Below are 17,877 nucleotides of genomic sequence, written 5' to 3' on the forward strand. Positions count from 1 at the left end.
AATCTTTTTGCCTTAGTTAAAGTTCTTAGGGAAGATGCTTGTACTCTTTTGCAAGAGTGCAACTGTAATCTTTCCAGCCTCTGCTCTAGTCAATTTACCCTTTGGATTAAAGTTATATACAGGTTTCTTCTGTCCCGTAACCGTCACAGCGCTTCCTTCCATAATCTTAGCTTTGGATACGGCCTCAATTGCAGGACGAGAATAGAAATCCATATTACTTGTATCAACGAATGATTTACTTAAGCTTGCTAGCAGTTTGTTATCATTCAAAGACATCTTCAGCTTCAGTGCCCTAGCAATCATTACCGCCGCTTGTTCACGTGTTAAGGCTTGGTCAGGACCAAAGAAGCCATCACTGAGTCCTGTAACAATACCCGCCCTAGCAGCAGTCTCAATATGTTTGAAATCCCAGGTAGCCGAAACCGCTTCTGGCACAATATCAAAGAATGTTTGCTTACTGGCATCATAGTTCAAAGGAATACTTAATGATTTTACCAACAATGTAGCAAACTCGCCACGAGTCGTTATATCATCTGCGCCAAATGCATCTGCGCGAAGGTTAGTCATGAACCCTTTAGAGTACAACCCATTCAAAACATTTCTGCCCCATGGGTGATTCGTAATATCAACAAAGCCACGACGTAGCTTCATAACAGTGTAATAACCAAACTCATCAAACGGAACACTGATAGTGTGTTTCTTCGTATCTACTACACCACCTACATTTTCCCATTTCCCTGAATCGGTATAGCGGAATACTGTAATTGTAGACCCAACTTCATCCACAATGCTGGAGTTAAAGGTAAGCGTCAATTCACCACGTTTGGAAGGTACAATTTTTCGAGTTTGACTATACTGTGTAAAATACCCTGTCTTACCGCTAGCATCCACAAAATGTGGAGTAACTCCGTTGGTTTGAATATTAGCACCGTCTTCTCCTAGGCCACCACTGAGCCAGTAAATGTCGGATACTCTTGAAAAGTTATTCGTGGAGACAGATGACGTGAACCGCAACGCGAGATCCTGCGGGATCACAAGTTGGCCTCCGCCACCTTCTGTTCTGTCATCGCTACCAGTGACGTTAATAATATTCCCGTAATCATTCTTACGTTCTACGACGCCATCCGCTGGATCCGCAATACCAAACAAAAGCTTTGTATTAGGATAATATTTCGCAGCACCAGAGCTTGAATATCCCTTCATAATTGTACCCTTAGGAAAATTCAATTCCAGAGCTTTATTGAAAACACTGTACTTCGTAGCTACCTTCTCTGCCATATACTGCGTGTCGATTTGTATTGCACTTGCATAATACACATCAATAGTATCGCTTATTGTAGAGTTAGCGCGAACAACCTGTATCTTAATTTGATTGGATTTATCTGCCTTCAAACCTACATAATCATAGGTAAAACGATCTTGATTTGGAAAGTCAGTACGTTTTTTGGCTTCCTCTTTACCAATTATTACTTTAGTTGCGCCCTCGGCCTCAATATCAAAACGAACAAAGTTTTTGTTAACGACGATTTGTTTACCAACCGTTGGTACAGGTGAGAGAAGACGATATGGGGCTACTTCTCGTACTACCTCAAGGCGCTGTGTAGTTCTTGCCCCTGTCTTGTTAATAAGCTCAAGGGTATAAACTTGACTGCCTGGAGCATCAAATTTAATATCACGTAACCGTAAGATAAAATTCTTAGCGCTTCCGATGTACTCATAGTACAGACCATTTGCAGACACATCATCTGGATAACGTTTTGGTCCAATAGGTCCCTCATCATTGCCGCCTGTCAGGAGCTTATCTTGTCCTGTTGAAGTAAATACCAGAGTTGAACCTTGATATAGATTTAACGTCGATGCTCCGCTTCCTTGTAGTACCAAATCAAATTTATCTTTGCTGGTTGTATATTTTTCGTCCTTATAAACAATTTCAGATGGCAATGCAAGAATTGCATTACGCTCGACTTCATTAGTAAGAGTTGTTGTTGTAAAAGGTAGACGATTATCTCCCAAAGTAGGATGGAATTGCTTCAACCCTGATATATTGGTATCAATGATGTAGAGTTTCAGTTCTTTCTTAATAATACGCTGATTCCCAGCATTATCTCTTGAGACTCCAGTAAATACGATTTTATTCTCACCGTATACCAAGGGTCCTTTTTGACTAATTGGCAAAGTAAAATTAAAATCTGTTTTGGTTGTTGTTGAGTTCTTAATTACTTTGAGGTCAAAGTCATTACCGTCCGGCAATGATTTACTATCAGTACCATTAATTTGCACTTGTGCATTCTCGATATTCTCAAATCCGATATATTCACCAGAAACATTTAGAGTTCTATCAATACTAGAATCGAATTCATAGGTCTGTCCATCCTGTAGATTACTTACATAAATATAATTTTTCGATACATATGAAATATCAGCATTATAGAAGGATTCTGATCCTTTATAGCGGAACTGCACTTTCTGTTGACCGTTCGAGAAGCCCGTTATTTTATAAACATATTCGTTTGTACCTGTAGTCGCACCAGGAACATGAGATATAGCTAACGGTTTATTACTCAGAGGTAAATAGTTGGCCGTTAAATCATCTGGTGTTGCTGTTTTATTTGTTTTTGCCATAATGTAGAAGCTATCACTCTCCAATTGCTGACCATTTAAGGGCAGTTTAGAGATTTTTGTAAGATCTCCTGAGCCCGTATATCCAGGGAGATAGTACATTTCTGTTATGACAGTCTCATCTTTTAAGAATTTATAAGAATAGATATGAGAGCTACTGTGGGTACCATAATCAACGGAAAGCTTAAAGTCATTTACACCTGGGAGAATGTTTAGATTAGCATTAGTCGTAAATTTAACTAATTTGTACGTCGGAGTAACGCCATCAGGACCAGGAATAGTTAACTCCTCTTTCACTTCATCTATCGTAACAACTTTCTCAGTACTAGTAGTACCTTTATTAAGAGTTAGTACAGCACTTGTTTTGAATGGAGCTACGTTGTAAGGCACCAATATTTGTCCTGTAAAACCTGCAACACTAGGATTAAGATCAGCAGTTAATGTAGGTACTTTATCATTTAGAATATTATAATCGACTGAATTATGATTGATGTTCAAAGAGGCAAACGGTTGATCCTTATCAAAGAAATAAACCGATCTGTCTATGGTTATAGAATCGGATGCATTTTGGATTACAATCTTCAATGTGCTTAAACCGGGATTTAAGTTCAAAGCAGGTGTAAAGAATGTTCCATCTTCCAATAAAGAGGTCTGTAATGCAGTTCCCCCATTCACGGAGACACTGACTTTAGTTGCATTCGTCACTTTACCTTGAAGAGTAATTGTAGATACCGGTACAACTACCTGTGTTCCTTCATTTAAATTCAGCGCAGAAGGTCCACCCAATACTTTTAACTCTGTTACATAAGGAACTTTATCGTAAAGAACATAAAATGATTCTGAACGTTGGAGATTACCTTGCATACCAGAAAATGTAACTTTATTAAAACCTGTATACAAAACAAGGCCAGATGCTACAAAACGATTATCTGGACTATTGTTATCTGTCGTAACTGTACCAGTTGTCAAGCGGGTGGAATCCGTTACCCATTTTTTTGTTGAACTATCCTGAGTAAGTTGCTCAACAGTAACCTTCATTGTAGAAGAAGTTACTTGCGAGTAAGTTCCTGTAATTGAAAAGGTAGGACTACTTACTTTATATACACTAGAACGATTAATCAGCCCTGCAGGATCTTGAGCAGGAGGAGTAGCTGGTACAGCATCCTGTTTCAATAGTACTGTATTACGTAATGTGAGATCATCCGGACTGAAGAAAGTCGTGGAGCTCGTGGTAGCCGCTGCCGCTATCGGCGTGTATTTACCCGGGAACATAGAAACAATCAAAGCCGCTAGCATCAGCCAAACGAACGGTCTCTTAAAGCGTTGCATGTGTTATATCTCTCCTTTGAGTATAAGTTCTCGTAAACCTTCACTTTGTTCTTTATCGGTCATAGGAAGCGATATTTTTAGGGAAAACAACAAAAAACTCATCCGAAATCGGATGAGTTTTGTTAGTTATAGAAAATTTTAGAATAATTGCTTAGTCGCTTAAGACTTAGAGCCTCTTTCCGGATCAGCCTTCATACGCATTCTTAAAAAGAAATCAATCACTGGGCGTTTAGTCTTGCCGATCAAGCCTGTAACTTCAGCACCGATTTGCAAGAAGAACAACATAATGCAAATGACTACGAATGTAACCCAGTTCGCTTCATAAAGAGCTGCTGATGATTGAATGACAGCAAGAATACCGAAAAACGCAGCAATACCATAAATAATGAGTACAGTCTGGCGGTGGCTAAAACCAAGCTCGCGTAGACAGTGATGCAAGTGGCCTTTGTCTGGTGCGAATATTGGTTTCTTCTGCAGCTTACGCCGAACGATCGCAAAGAACGTGTCCGACAAAGGTACACCGATAATGAGCAAAGGTGTAATAAACGAAATCACAGCAATCTGTTTAAATCCTAGCAAGGCAAGTAATGCCAAGCAAAATCCTAAGAATAGCGAGCCCGTATCTCCCATGAAAATCTTAGCGGGATGGAAGTTAAAGAACAGGAATCCGATGATGCTACCCAGAAGCAACAGACATAGCATTGCAACCATGGTGTTTCCCATCACGAAAGCCATTGCCGCAATCGTAGCAATTGCAATACCTGATACACCAGCCGCAAGCCCGTCCAACCCATCGATCAGATTAACGGCATTGGTAACACCGACAATCCAGAAAATCGTAAGCGGGATAGCAATCCAACTTTCCAGTGAGGAATACGTATTATTAAATGGAATATTCACAAAATCTACAGTAATACCAAAACCGAAAACAACGATACATGCTGCGATAATTTGGCCCAGTAGCTTCACCTTTGCTGATAATTCGAATCGGTCATCGAGTGCCCCGATAAGTACAATCAGTCCGCCACCACACAGCAGCGCTTTGATGAAGTTGACCTCCCGCGGAGTGAACTCGTATGGAATAATCGGCAATACGGCAAACAGGCCTAACACAAACGCTAGAAAAATAGCTAATCCGCCAAGGCGGGGCATAATTTTCGTGTGCACTTTACGAGCATTCGGCACATCTGTTGCACCAATCTTGATGGCGAATTTCTTCACCAAAGGTGTGAGGCCAAGAGCGAGTCCCATGCATACGATGAATCCAGCGATGTATATGATTAACATTTGATCAGTCGACCCCCATTTCTCTACCGCATTGAATTATACGCTGTTACAAAAACAAATTCCAATCCTTTATTTAGGCTATTTATCTGATTTTCCAGGTGAATACCGGCATTTAGCTATACTTTTGTTACTTTATCTTTCTCACGCACCACTTTTAATGCGAATTTCGGCAGCGCAAGCATTCGTTTGTAACGTGTGGGTTCTTTTAAAAGACGGTACAACCATTCAACCCTCATTTTTTGGAAAGCTTTTGGAGCTCTTTTGCTCTTTCCAGAAATCACGTCAAAGCTGCCGCCGACCCCCATCATGATCGGAACACCCAGCTTGGATTTGTATTTAGCAATCCAGGGTTCCTGACTATCTGCCCCTCTGGCAACAAATAATAGGTCAGGGCTCGCCTTAACAATTCCAGCAATAATTTTTTCATCCGCTTCCGGTCCAAAATAACCGTCGTGATATCCTGCAATGATAACACCCGGATATTGCAGTTGTAACCTTTCAGCGGTTTCCCGAATCACTTCAGGCGTAGAACCAAGGAGATATACCTTCCAACTATATCTTTCACCCTGTCGCATCAATTCATGTAAGAGGTCATAACCTGCTACCCGTTCTGATACCGGCTCATTACAATAATTAGCAGCCCATACAACGCCCGTCCCATCGGGAACAACCAACTCAGCTGATTTCATAATATCCATATAAGCTGGATCTTCCAGTGCAGCCATGACCATAATCGGATTAGCTGTAATCACTTGATGCGGGATACGGGTATGAACAGCCTCTGTCAAATAGGCAACAGTTGCAGCCATATCGACTTTGGAAACTCTAATCCCAAAAATAGGAACTGTAGGTACCGCGCTTTCTGCTTTCACTTTATATCATCCTTTATGGTGAAAATATTCTACAATTTGCCGAGCTGGTGCCCCTGCCTCTTGAATCAACGTAGAAATTACAATCTCACGTTCTGTTCTCCAATCCTCAGCTGTCCCCAAAAGATGGACAATCTCGGCAGCAACTTGTTCAGCATCAAGTGTGTTTGTTGCTCCAACAGGATGGCACTGAATTCTGTCCAGAAAATGATCAATCTTCGGATCATAAGAAATACCTATTAGTGGCACACGTCTTCCAGCGGCGTAAATCAAACTATGAAGACGCATTCCGATCAGTACATCGCATTGTCCCACTTCCCGCAGCATATGCTGCGGGTGAATAGCATCCTCACAAATACTGACCTGCCCACCATACTCGGTTATACTCCCCTTCAGCTTCTCCATCACATAACGTGAATCCTCATTATCCGAAGGGGCGTGAAAAGGGAGGAATCGCAAATGCAACGGAACCTCACGATTGGCCTTGATCAAGCCTTGAGCAAGAACATCCAGCTCCTTGCGATCTTGCTCCCAATAACGTACGGATATCCCGATCACCGGAAGCGAATCTGCTGATTCTGAAGATTGTGCAGCATCATCCGCGTCCTCTGGTAGTGACAAGCCCATTACAGGGTCAGGAACAACCTCTACGTTTTTCTTTTCCAGCCCCATGGATTGCAGAAGTTCACGAGATTGTTCATCCCGCACAGATATATAGGTACATTTACGAAACACGGATTTGATTAAAGGGTGGAAAAGCTTCCGGTTCACCGGTCCGATTCCTTGAGCATAAATAAAGGTCGGTCTGCCCATCCACTGCGCAAGCTTGATTATGCCCAGATAGTACGGGATACTCTTGCTCCCCGTTACATCTTGCAGCAAGCTACCCCCGCCACTGATCAGACCAGAACTCTCATAAATAGCTTGGCGAACTTCACCAAGCTTCATCCGATGCACGGATTTCACTCCGTATGTTGCACTGGTCCATTCAGGGTCGATGGACAATACTATAGGCTCAATCGATATGCCTAAAGCTTGAGACTGTTTCTGCAGTGCAATTAGAATGGACTGCAACACCGCCTCATCTCCACTGTTACGGAAACCATAGTAACCGGAGATAACTATTTTTTTAGGAGTGGCGACCATCGTTTCCAACACCCTTCTGCAATCTGCCATACGATTACGGCAATTACACCAATGATCAGTCCGAGTCCAAGTCCGAGCAATCCCCGAACCAGCGAGATCAGAACAGGTGAATGAATATGTGCAAAGGTATCCACCATGGAGAGCTGACCAATAACGGCAATAATCATGATAAACGCTGCACTCCGGTACCTAAAGGCCAGGAATGCGCCAAGAATTAATAGTGGATGGGCCAGCAAGAACTCTTTATTACGTGGCCGAACGCCGACTGCATTCTCGAGGAATGTTCGGAAGGCCATTTCAAGTGAACTAACATTGCCGCCATTTCCAGTTCGGCTCAAATAATACATACCCACGACCCCAAGAACCGCAGCGGCAATAACCCATGCTAGTGTGATAGGTGTCCGCAACAGTTTGCCTGTCTTGTTAAAGACAAACTCCCCACGGTACAAAAGTACATAAAGTGCCACAAGGCCGATAGGCGCCATATGAAGCAGACTAACACCACGGAACTGGTTCAGCACTAGACTATAAGTAATGTTGTTGAGCAGTGCGATCACGAATGGTACAGCGCTCAAAGAAATTAATGAAGTCTTCAGATAAAGCACCAGACTATGCGTAAACCGACGTTGCGGGCTCATAGCCTTATAGGTAAGGGCATTACTCCGTAAAGGAGGCCCCATTTCATTGACCTTACGAATGGCAAGCACAACGGCAAGGGTCGGTGCACTTATCGCGGCCGCTAGCGCGAGTGCTTGCTCAAACATCTCAGGTTTCAAGACTAACAGTCCTGCACTACCCAATAATCCTAGCACCCATGCAGGAATCGTAAGCCATGGAATAAAGTAAGAAATCAGCAGAGCCACTAAAGAGACTGCTCCAACTACCGCAACCAGCTTGAAGTAACGCTGATACGGCGAATCTACAACCTCAAATGCCGTAGCTTGTCCTAGAGTAAACCCATTTTCTTTGATCTGCTCAACGGCGCCTCCAGGATCACTTAGACTGGTAATAAGGTTATCTAGCGTATCTGTAACCTGAGCCTTAGCTGTATTCCGTGAAGGAATAGTATTTAGATAAATCATACGGATGTTACGATCCTTCGTCGCCAGAGCAAAACGATCCGAGATCACTTTTGGATCTAAGGCTGAATCTCCTTCGCTAAGGGAATATAGCCGTGTCACATTATAGTTCAGCAAATAAGCAAGCTTGTTGAAGCCCTTCTGCTGTTTTTTAATATTCTCAATCGCTGCAATCCCGATTCCACGTTCCTTAAGGAGATTAGCAAAGTCAGTGATACTGCCAGTATCAGCATCATCATTAAACCCTTTAACGGACTCTCCTTCAAACAGGATCCGTTTGACACCCAGTTCCTCATAACGATCTAACAACTTCTTAACTGTCGCTTCATTATAAGTCAGAGAATCAACAAGACGCGGTACAATTGAGAATCCTTTATCATGTAGCATCTCCAGTGTAAATGGATCTGGCTGAAGAGGCTTCAGTGTAGCGTCTTCTATTGGAGTCTCAATAATAAGACCTTGTTGTCCGCGGAAACTCCATTCCTTTGAAGTAATCCCAAGATTACTGAATGCCTCTTTAATAACTGGTGCTAGGGCCTCGTAGTAATCAGGATTAGTAAAGAGAACATAAGTATAGTTCTCATTCTCCGGAATGATTGTATCCGTAAGATTAGCTATATCAGCCGCACCCCACATCATTAGACGACGTGCTTTACGGTAATCTTCAAGTGTGCTCTCATAGATCGCCATACTCTGTACACCAGCATCCTTTAGACGATCGAGCTGTTCTGAAATATAATCCTGCGGATTCGCACGATAGCTGGCGACTTCTACCAGATCACGATAATCAAATACAAATTCCACTGTCTTGGAAGACTTCTCCGTCTGCAGACGGTCATAGACAACAGGTAAGGCAGCTAAAACGCCAACCACAACTATGATCCACAGCCACTTTCGGGAAGAAATATTCCAACGTTGCCATTTTTGCTGCACCAAAAGTACCTCCTCTTTCACTTCAAAACTCTTTTTACAAAAGTAGAAACGGATCGTCATCCTTTTAGAGACGGTACCCGTTTCTACGTTAAAAATATAATTTCACAATATAGAGTGCGATCTATATTCTTATTTTATTGTTCCCCGTCAACGCGGGCCATAACCTGTTTGGATAGTGTAGCTACCTTGTCTTTGGCATTCTGCAAGGATTCACCCACAACCGCAAAATAAACTTTAATCTTTGGTTCTGTACCGGAAGGACGCAGGCAGAACCAAGATCCGTCAGCCAACAAATATTTCAATACATTTTCCTTCGGCAGACCGTTCAACCCTAGTGAATAATCCAGAACCTCTGTAACGGCAGATCCCGCAATTTCTTGCGGTGCATTAGTACGCCAATCATTCATGATACCTTGAATTTGCGCAACGCCATCCTTGCCCTTCAGCGTACGGGACTCCAGGCTTTCCAAGAAGTATCCAAATTGCTCGTACAACTCCTGAAGAACATCATATAAAGTTTTACCTTGAGCTTTGTAATAGGCACCTGCTTCAGCGATCAGCATAGCAGCAAGAACGGCATCCTTATCACGAGCATAGTTGCCTGCAAGATAACCATAGCTTTCTTCATAACCGAAAAGATATGTGTAATCTCCGGATTGTTCAAATTGAGTCATTTTTTCCCCAATATATTTGAAGCCTGTTAGCGTATTAAATACAGTTGCACCATAATGAGAGGCTACAGCTGCCCCCATCTCGCTCGTCACGATAGTCTTTACAACTGCACCATTGCTAGGCAACTTCCCTTGTTCCTGTAAACGGCTCAAATAGTAATGAATCATCAGAGCTCCGGATTGATTGCCGGATAGAACAACAAACTTTCCTTCATTGTCGCGAACTACAGCACCCATACGGTCTGCATCGGGATCCGTACCAATCAACAAGTCAGCACTCAGCTCTTCGCCCAGCTTAATAGCCAGTGTAAAAGCTTCACGTTCTTCTGGGTTCGGCGATTTTACAGTGGAGAATTCGGAATCCGGTTGCTCTTGCTCAGGTACAACATGCACCTGTGTAAAACCAATTCTCTCAAGCACACGACGAACTGGCAGGTTACCAGTACCATGTAGCGGGGTGTATACGATTTTGAAGTCCTTTCCAAGCGTAGAAGCAATCTCTTCACTTGCAAGGCTAACCGCAGCGACGGTATCGGTAAACGCTTCGTCATCTTTCTCCCCAAGCCAGTGCAGCAGTCCTTGAGCTTCAGCTTCTTCTTGAGAAATCCGTTTTACACCATCAAAAGTGTCAACCTCTAGTATGTAGGAAATGACCTTTTCGGCTTCGTGAGGTACAAGCTGTCCACCTTCAGAATTATAAACTTTATAACCGTTATATTCGGGCGGATTATGACTTGCAGTAATAACAATACCGCCAGTCGCTTTCAAATGACGTACGCTGAACGACAGTTGCGGTGTTGAACGCAGAGAAGTGAATAAATGAGCCTCAATGCCATTAGCAGCTAATACAAGAGCAGCCTCAAGTGTGAATTCAGGCGAGAAACGGCGGGAGTCATGAGCGATAACAACAGAAGGTCTGCCCTCTCCAGTATGCTTCTCCAGAATAAAATTAGCGAAGCCTTGTGTAGCTCTACCTACAGTATAACGATTGATACGATTACTACCTGCACCAATTACACCGCGTAGACCACCTGTACCGAATTCTAGATCTCTATAAAATCGTTCCTCGAGCTCCTGTGGCTCGTTCTCCAGAGCGCGCAGCTCCACCTTCGTAGACTCATCAACAGAGGCGTTCTCCAACCAACGAGATAAGGTTTCTGCCGCTTGTGGGCTTAATTGAGTCATTTAGAATCTCTCCTTCTCCATATATAATATATAATTTACATAAGAAGAAACGACGTCGTCGTCTTAATAAAGGCGATAACCGTTTCTCGAAAAATATAAGGATAAAGTATTGTGTGAAACTTATACTTTCTTATATTTAATTAGTATTAGCTCAGAGCAAACATAATTTCCCCAGAGGCTACAACTTTCCCCTCAACTGATGCAGTAGCTTGCCCTTTTCCGATACTGCCCTTTAGGCGAGTAATCTCCACTTCAAGAGTGAGCGTATCTCCCGGTACAACTTGACCACGGAAACGGAATCCGTCCAGCCCAGCTAAAAAGCCAATTCTGCCGCGATTCGCCTCTACCCCCAGAATAGCAACCGCACCTACTTGCGCAAGAGCTTCTGTAATCAGTACACCCGGCATTACCGGATAACCTGGAAAATGGCCCGCGAAGAAAGGTTCATTGATCGTTACATTTTTGATGCCAACAGCTCGTTTACCCATTTCAATCTCGGTGATTTTGTCCACCAGCAGAAATGGAGGCCGATGGGGGATGATTTCTTGAATTTGGTTGATATCCAACATTATGACAAAACTCCTTTCGGATGTTACTTCATTTATTCTTCGCCGAACTGCATAAATTTAGGCAGCTTCGGTAAAAACTATATTTATCCTTCACCACCTGCAGACGTGGAGGTTGAGATAAGGGGCTTTCTCCACCGGATGCGGCAGCATGGCGGAGAGGGCCCTTTTTGCTGCCCGAGGCCCCCCACCATTATACATTTATCCGTATAAAAAAGAAAACTCCCTTATACAACAAGGGAGTCGTTAGATCATCTTCAATTATGGAGCAAAAACCAAATCATATACATGTTTCCACGTGCTCCATTGTAGAACCTCGCTAAACTCTTTCTTGCCAAGGACGACGTAACCGACGGCCAGCCCGCCTCCAAGTGCAGCTACGAGAAGCAAGGGAATAAGAACCCACTGGATAAGTGTCCACTTGGATACTCCTCGCCGCAACGGCTCTTTCTTGTCTTCCGATTTTACCTTTTCCTGACGTTCCATTCCTTCACCTCTACCCGCGCATGTTATTGGCCAGACCTAGCATCTGATCACTGGAAGAAAGCGCCCGAGCTGCGAGTTGATACGTACGTTGAATCTGCATCATTTCTGTCATTTCTGTGGTCATATCGACATTCGACTGCTCTAGCCACCCTGAGCGCACTCCGATTCCAGATGCCTCACCTGCCGCTCTTTGTACAAAAGCTTGCCCTGCTGTAACTCCATCGGCAAGCATATAGAAATTCCCGTCCACTGCCTTTAAAGAATTCTGTGTCTTAGGTTCTACAATCATTATTGTACCCGCTACAAGAACAGGAGCATTCTCCGTCTTCTTGGTTAACACACGGCCGGATTCATCGATAGCTGCATTCACACCCACAGGGACCGTTAAAGGATTACCTTCTGTATTCAGTACAGGATTACCTGTATTATCTACAAGTACCATCTTCGTTGCATCCGCTACATCAGGAGTAAAATGAAAATCACCCTGACGTGTATAGGCCGTAGTGCCATTGACCTGAACTCCAAAAAGCCCATTGCCTTGAAGTGCCAAATCCGTCGGATTACCTGTTTCTTTAAGCGGGCCTTCTTCCCAATTCGTTGTAATCGAAGGTACATAAGTCCCAAATCCAATATTGAAACCTAAAGGTGTAGCGCGGCCCGGCTGATCATAATCATCCGATTGCTGCTGTACACGAGTCAGTACATCCTCAAAGGAACCTTGCTTGCTCTTATAACCGTTTGTATCCATATTAGCTAGATTATCCGCTAAAATATCAAGCCTCTGCTGAAGGCTGGACATGGAGACTGCTGCACTAATCGTTGAGTTGTTCATAGATCAAACCTCCTATAAGCTTTACCTGTAAAGCTCATTTCATAAGTAGTGCCTATACCCTGCCAACTTCATTTACAGCCTTCTGTAAGCTGCTATCATAGTATTGAACGATCTTTTGGTTCGCTTCATAAGCCCGGTATGCAGCATTCAAATCTACAGTAACCTGAGTAGGATCAACATTGGAGCCCTCTAAGTATCCTTGGCGCACCTGCATGTTATCGGTTGCATTGGAGTAACGAATGTCTGCCGCCGCTACATCATCAGCGTGAAACACACCATTACCATCACGCACAAGTTCCTGCGGCTTTGTAACTACACTCACACCAATTCTGGTCCCAGTTGGAAGTCCTGTTACTGGACTCAGTACATTACCCTGCCCGTCCACTTTAAGGGTGTCCTGATTTCCTGTCAAGACAAGAGGCTTGCCAGTGGAATCAAGAACCTTGAAGCCTCCACTGCTCAATACTTCTCCCGTAGCTGCATTTACTGAGAAGCTTCCATTTCGGGTATATAAGTTATTGCCCTCAGCATCCTGAACGGTAAAGAAAGCCTGCGGACGGTAAATAACCTCACCCTTAGGACTTACATATTTCCCTGAGCCATCAAAGGCTATATTCTGACCCGTCACGGGGTTCGCTACTTGCAAATCAGAAGATAAAGCAAAATCCATGGACTTGCCGCTCTCCCTCAAATCGCCCTGTAAATATTGAGATATCGACTGTTCAGCAAAAACCCCCGTATTGAGGCGTCCAACAGCCTTGGTGTTACCATTACTCATAGCTGAGATCAATACGTCTGGAAAAGCATGATTAACACTGTCAACCTGTTTATATCCCGTTGTATTTAAGTTAGCGATGTTCTGTGTTGCCGTATCGTGTCTACGCTGCTGCGCAACCATACCTGCAGCGGCCGTATATAATCCTCTTATCATGAAGGTAGTCTCCTTCCGAATCTAATGCTACCTTTTATATCGGTTGCTTAGAACTTTTTCTTAACGACCTTGTCCAAATTATCAAGCATAATCCCTGTTCCCTTTACTACACAGTGCATAGGGTCTTCCGCTACCCAGACAGGCACATGCAATTGTTCTGAGAGCAGCTCGTCCAATCCGTTAAGCAAAGCACCTCCACCAGTAAGAACAACACCCCGGTCAATGATGTCCGCAGACAATTCTGGTGGTGTACGCTCCAGTACCGATTTAGCCGCAGCCACAATGGAAGAAACCGGATCCCACAACGCTTCCTTTATCTCACCAGCCGTAATAGTGAGCGTCTGGGGAAGTCCGCTTACCATGTCCCGGCCACGAATACCCATTTCGGACTTCATCAAACCAGGACGAACCGTACCAATAGTAACCTTAATATCCTCTGCTGTTCGTTCACCGATCAACAATTTATACTTTTGTTTAATATATCTTAAAATGGCCTCATCGAACTTGTCTCCTGCGACTTTAATCGAAGAAGCGGTAACGACGTCGCCCATAGAAAGTACGGCTACATCCGTCGTTCCGCCACCGATATCGACGACCATGTTCCCACTTGGCTGATAAATATCCATTCCCGCTCCAATTGCAGCGGCCTTAGGTTCTTCTTCCATGAAAACTTCTTTAGCCCCACTGCGTTCCGCGGCTTCCCGTATCGACTTCTGTTCCACAGATGTAATATTTGTAGGGGCGCAAATCAGAATACGGGGCCGTGAGTACCAGGTCCGACCGCCAACGCGGTCGATAAAATACTTCAGCATCATTTCCGTGATTTCAAAATCTGCAATGACACCATCCCGTAGAGGACGGATTGTTGTTATATTTCCAGGTGTACGTCCAACCATGCGACGTGCCTGTTCTCCCACCGCAAGGACTCTCTTCGTATCACTTTCAAGTGTGACCACGGAAGGTTCATCCAGAACGACTCCCCTTCCCTTAACATGTATGAGCACATTGGCCGTGCCGAGGTCGATTCCGATATCCTTGCTAAACATAATGAAAGAGCCCCCAAAGTGTTATTTTAATTGAAAAGCAGCAGTTAGTACTAAACTTAAAAATAACATACTTTAGGGGAAGTACACAATGTATTAAAGCTGAATATTTCCTTAAATTTCCGAAAATCTCATGGCTTTGATGCTACAGCAACCTCACGCTTTTTCCCCGTCGTTTTTTTATATTTAATTTTTGTGGCTTCTCCCCCCCGAAGATGTCGGATGGATTTGTGATATTCAAGAATGTGCTTCACCTGATCGGCCAGATCAGGGTTGATCTCCGGCAGACGCTCAGTTAAGTCTTTGTGCACCGTGCTCTTTGAAACGCCAAATTCCTTGGCTATGGTCCGGACCGTATGCCTGGTTTCCACGATGCAGCGTCCGATTTTGATCGTACGTTCCTTGATGTAATCGTGCACGCTCCCGCCTCCCAACTGTGGATAGTTTGGTACATTATATGAGGGGCGGGCTTATATATTCGCGCTTTCAAGACATGACAAGCCTGGGAGGGCTCATTTTATTTAATGGACAACCCAAGAAGCCTTGTTATTAGCAAGAAGAAACGACCTTGGTCCTTTAAAAACAACAACCATTTCTCGTAGAAAAATAAGGCTCTTTATAAGCATGCTGCTTACGAAGAGCCTTATTTACACACAAGCATAATCGCCTTCGGCGTCCTTATAAGGACGGTAAGTGTTTATGCGAGAAATATAAGACATAAAGTATGGTGTGAAACTTATACTTTCTTATATTTCAAAAACAGGGGGCTTTCGCCCCCTGCTATAGATATTCTTATCGCCCTGGCAGTAACTCTGATGGATTAACTACTTTGCCATCCTTATACACTTCAAAGTGTACATGATTGCCAAGGTTCTTCTCGATTTCACTACGGCCTGCTGTTGCAAGAGTATCCCCTTGCTTCACAACATCGCCTTGTTTAACTTTCGTGTCGCCAAGACTTTGGTACACGGTCTTCATATTACCTTGATGGGTAATCTCAATCACCTTACCTAACACCGCAACATCTTCCACTCTGGTCACTTCACCGCTAAGCGCTGCTTTGACGTCGAACGTATTGTTGTCTTCACGGGCAAGATCGATACCGACATTAGGAATAAATTTGTCGTTATACTGCACCATGGCGGCAACGTGATTGTCCTCTGTACCATTCTCATCATAGTACGGCTTGACTACTTCTACTTCACTTGGATTGGCTACTGGCCAAACCAAGCTTTCCGCTGAAGCAAGAACCTCAAGGGCATCTGGATTACTGTTTGCAGTACCAGCTTCTTTAGTCGAAGCTCCTACTTGCTTCGATGTGGCGGCGGTGTCCTGGCCCAGCGGCTTTTGGCCGGCATCCTGATAGACCCACACCAAGGTTAGTATAATTGCCGCTGCCGCCGTGTAGACTGCTGGGAATACCCAACGTTTAGATAACATCTTGCTCCATGAAGAAGGTTTAGCACCTAAATCTCCCTGCGATTTTTTGAGAGATTCATCATGGTTTGTTTTGTTTTTGTCTTGTTCATTCATATGGTTATCACCTCAGTAACCAGTGTTACCGGGCTTCTCTCTTTTATACGTATCTTTCAAGTTATTTTTTCAGAAGAGTTGAGATTTGCGTAAAAGAGATACCACTGTAATAGTGTTTGAGAATTTGCGTAGCTGTTCCGCCTTCTTTCGCCATCCCATTCGCTCCCCACTGACTCATCCCCACACCATGCCCGTTCCCGAAGGTGGTTATTAGGATTTTATTACCCTTTCGACCCCAACTGAATTGGCTGGAACGTAACCCTAGCTTCTCTCGCACTTCCCTTCCAGTAAAGATAGTGCCTCCAATAGAGATTTCCTTAATCCGGTGTCCAGTGGTGAGAGACAACACTTCTACCGGTAATCTAGAGGAAGTAGATATCTTCTTTGTCGTGACTGAATTAGTAGTTTCTTTTGAAGCAGGGATTACTCTGTCGTTTAGCCCAAGTCTAGTAAGTATTTCCGAAATGGTGAAGGTATTAGTCACCGCATAGTTTGGGGTAATCTCTTTCTCCCAAGGACTCGAAACACTGCGCAGATAGGGAATCGCCGCATTCCAGTATTCTTCTGAATTCTCCGTATATCCTCCACTGGAGGCAAAAAAGGAGGCCGTAATCGGCTGTCCTTTATAGGTCATGATGACACCGCGCGTCTCAAGGACCGCGCGCTGAAGCTTTGCAAGGTCGGCGCTTCTTCCGCCGAGCTTCCATTTCCGTTCCAGCGTGTCCTTAGATACGTAAGCCTGATGGCTTACCGTATCTGTTACATCCGCCCCCGGAACGGGGACGCCGCTTCTGTCGCCAGCCAGCAGACGGCGAAGGATAAAGGTGCGGGCCGCTACGGCCTGCGCTTTGAGCGCTTCAAGCTCAAAGCTGGCCGGCATCTCGGCCGCAAGCACGCCGCTGACGTAGTCCTCCAGCGGCAACGTCTCTATTTGTCCGCTGCGCGACAAATAGACAGAGACCTTCGGCTGCGGCGCTTCCTGCGCAGCCGCCTCCGGCTCCGCCGGTGCGGCCGGTGAGGCCGTAACCGTCGGCACAGCCGGAGGCGCCGGTTGTCCCCGGTGCAGCGGGACAACCACCAGTGGAATCAGCAGCGCCGCCAGGATAGGCGCTGCGAGCCAGGCGACGGGACCGAGTCGCCTGAGCCGGGGAGCAAGGGGACGCGAGTGCCAGCGCGTTGACTTGTTACGTCGTAAGTAGTGGAAATCTTTCATCTCTATGGCTCCTTCCGTGAGTCACTGTTGATTCTTATAGATATGAATTTCCGGCAACTACTAGAACAATATTTGAGAGAAAGAGAGTTCCTTTCTTGTATCTATCACTATGCCCCGAGTTAAAGAATTGCACACGAAAAAAAATCCCCATTAAA

The 17,877-nt window shown here is 44.4% G+C and carries 14 protein-coding genes; all 14 read right to left on the reverse strand.

All coding sequences use genetic code 11. The features are described from left to right. Positions 1–12 precede the first annotated feature (12 nt). The gene (locus tag MHH52_RS26925) at positions 13–3,948 is read right to left on the reverse strand and encodes an S-layer homology domain-containing protein (protein ID WP_340005415.1); all 3,936 of its coding nucleotides are present in this window, start codon (positions 3,946–3,948) and stop codon (positions 13–15) included. Positions 3,949–4,107: 159 nt separating this feature from the next. Next, on the reverse strand, positions 4,108–5,235 hold the full coding sequence (locus MHH52_RS26930; RefSeq protein WP_340005417.1) for an MraY family glycosyltransferase: 1,128 nt from the start codon (positions 5,233–5,235) through the stop codon (positions 4,108–4,110). A gap of 116 nt (positions 5,236–5,351) precedes the next feature. Then, entirely contained in the window at positions 5,352–6,107 is a 756-nt protein-coding gene (locus MHH52_RS26935; RefSeq protein WP_340005419.1) for a WecB/TagA/CpsF family glycosyltransferase, read from the reverse strand. A gap of 6 nt (positions 6,108–6,113) precedes the next feature. Further along, positions 6,114–7,250, reverse strand: a complete 1,137-nt coding sequence (gene csaB / locus MHH52_RS26940; RefSeq protein WP_340005421.1) for a polysaccharide pyruvyl transferase CsaB — start codon at positions 7,248–7,250, stop codon at positions 6,114–6,116. Beyond that, entirely contained in the window at positions 7,226–9,262 is a 2,037-nt protein-coding gene (locus tag MHH52_RS26945) for a DUF5693 family protein (RefSeq protein ID WP_340005423.1), read from the reverse strand. The genes csaB and MHH52_RS26945 overlap by 25 nt, the downstream gene beginning before the upstream one ends. A 134-nt stretch (positions 9,263–9,396) precedes the next feature. Further along, entirely contained in the window at positions 9,397–11,118 is a 1,722-nt protein-coding gene (locus MHH52_RS26950; RefSeq protein WP_340005425.1) for a phospho-sugar mutase, read from the reverse strand. Between the two features lie 146 nt (positions 11,119–11,264). Beyond that, a complete protein-coding gene (gene fabZ / locus MHH52_RS26955; RefSeq protein WP_042192447.1) occupies positions 11,265–11,687 on the reverse strand; it encodes a 3-hydroxyacyl-ACP dehydratase FabZ in 423 nt (140 codons plus the stop codon). A 258-nt stretch (positions 11,688–11,945) separates the two neighbouring features. Further along, complete coding sequence (locus tag MHH52_RS26960; protein ID WP_313638587.1) at positions 11,946–12,170, reverse strand: DNA-directed RNA polymerase subunit beta; 225 nt, start codon at positions 12,168–12,170, stop codon at positions 11,946–11,948. A 10-nt stretch (positions 12,171–12,180) separates the two neighbouring features. Beyond that, positions 12,181–13,002, reverse strand: coding sequence for a flagellar hook-basal body protein (locus MHH52_RS26965; RefSeq protein WP_340005426.1), 822 nt, complete (start codon positions 13,000–13,002; stop codon positions 12,181–12,183). A 52-nt stretch (positions 13,003–13,054) separates the two neighbouring features. Next, positions 13,055–13,933 carry a flagellar hook-basal body protein gene (locus MHH52_RS26970; RefSeq protein ID WP_340005428.1) on the reverse strand — a complete coding sequence of 293 codons (879 nt, stop codon included), beginning with the start codon at positions 13,931–13,933 and terminating at the stop codon, positions 13,055–13,057. Positions 13,934–13,980: 47 nt separating this feature from the next. Next, positions 13,981–14,979 carry a rod shape-determining protein gene (locus MHH52_RS26975; RefSeq protein WP_340005430.1) on the reverse strand — a complete coding sequence of 333 codons (999 nt, stop codon included), beginning with the start codon at positions 14,977–14,979 and terminating at the stop codon, positions 13,981–13,983. A 128-nt stretch (positions 14,980–15,107) separates the two neighbouring features. Further along, positions 15,108–15,395 (reverse strand): sporulation transcriptional regulator SpoIIID, encoded by a 288-nt coding sequence (gene spoIIID, locus MHH52_RS26980; RefSeq protein ID WP_019915029.1) that lies wholly within the window; start codon positions 15,393–15,395, stop codon positions 15,108–15,110. Between the two features lie 373 nt (positions 15,396–15,768). Further along, positions 15,769–16,509: a M23 family metallopeptidase gene (locus tag MHH52_RS26985; protein ID WP_313638591.1), complete on the reverse strand. Its 741-nt coding sequence runs from the start codon at positions 16,507–16,509 to the stop codon at positions 15,769–15,771. Positions 16,510–16,570: 61 nt separating this feature from the next. Next, complete coding sequence (gene spoIID, locus MHH52_RS26990) at positions 16,571–17,722, reverse strand: stage II sporulation protein D (protein WP_340005432.1); 1,152 nt, start codon at positions 17,720–17,722, stop codon at positions 16,571–16,573. Between the last annotated feature and the right edge of the window lie 155 nt (positions 17,723–17,877).

This window comes from Paenibacillus sp. FSL K6-0276 (assembly GCF_037977235.1).
In the GTDB taxonomy this organism is placed as follows: domain Bacteria; phylum Bacillota; class Bacilli; order Paenibacillales; family Paenibacillaceae; genus Paenibacillus_AQ.

What these genes read in the sequence shown, in the direction of transcription:
- MHH52_RS26985 (WP_313638591.1), bottom strand. Translation starts at nt 16,509, where the DNA reads ATGAATGAACAAGACAAAAACAAAACAAACCATGATGAATCTCTCAAA.
- MHH52_RS26930 (WP_340005417.1), bottom strand. Translation starts at nt 5,235, where the DNA reads ATGTTAATCATATACATCGCTGGATTCATCGTATGCATGGGACTCGCT.
- MHH52_RS26950 (WP_340005425.1), bottom strand. Translation starts at nt 11,118, where the DNA reads ATGACTCAATTAAGCCCACAAGCGGCAGAAACCTTATCTCGTTGGTTG.
- MHH52_RS26970 (WP_340005428.1), bottom strand. Translation starts at nt 13,933, where the DNA reads ATGATAAGAGGATTATATACGGCCGCTGCAGGTATGGTTGCGCAGCAG.
- MHH52_RS26925 (WP_340005415.1), bottom strand. Translation starts at nt 3,948, where the DNA reads ATGCAACGCTTTAAGAGACCGTTCGTTTGGCTGATGCTAGCGGCTTTG.
- MHH52_RS26965 (WP_340005426.1), bottom strand. Translation starts at nt 13,002, where the DNA reads ATGAACAACTCAACGATTAGTGCAGCAGTCTCCATGTCCAGCCTTCAG.
- fabZ (WP_042192447.1), bottom strand. Translation starts at nt 11,687, where the DNA reads ATGTTGGATATCAACCAAATTCAAGAAATCATCCCCCATCGGCCTCCA.
- csaB (WP_340005421.1), bottom strand. Translation starts at nt 7,250, where the DNA reads ATGGTCGCCACTCCTAAAAAAATAGTTATCTCCGGTTACTATGGTTTC.
- MHH52_RS26960 (WP_313638587.1), bottom strand. Translation starts at nt 12,170, where the DNA reads ATGGAACGTCAGGAAAAGGTAAAATCGGAAGACAAGAAAGAGCCGTTG.
- spoIID (WP_340005432.1), bottom strand. Translation starts at nt 17,722, where the DNA reads ATGAAAGATTTCCACTACTTACGACGTAACAAGTCAACGCGCTGGCAC.
- MHH52_RS26975 (WP_340005430.1), bottom strand. Translation starts at nt 14,979, where the DNA reads ATGTTTAGCAAGGATATCGGAATCGACCTCGGCACGGCCAATGTGCTC.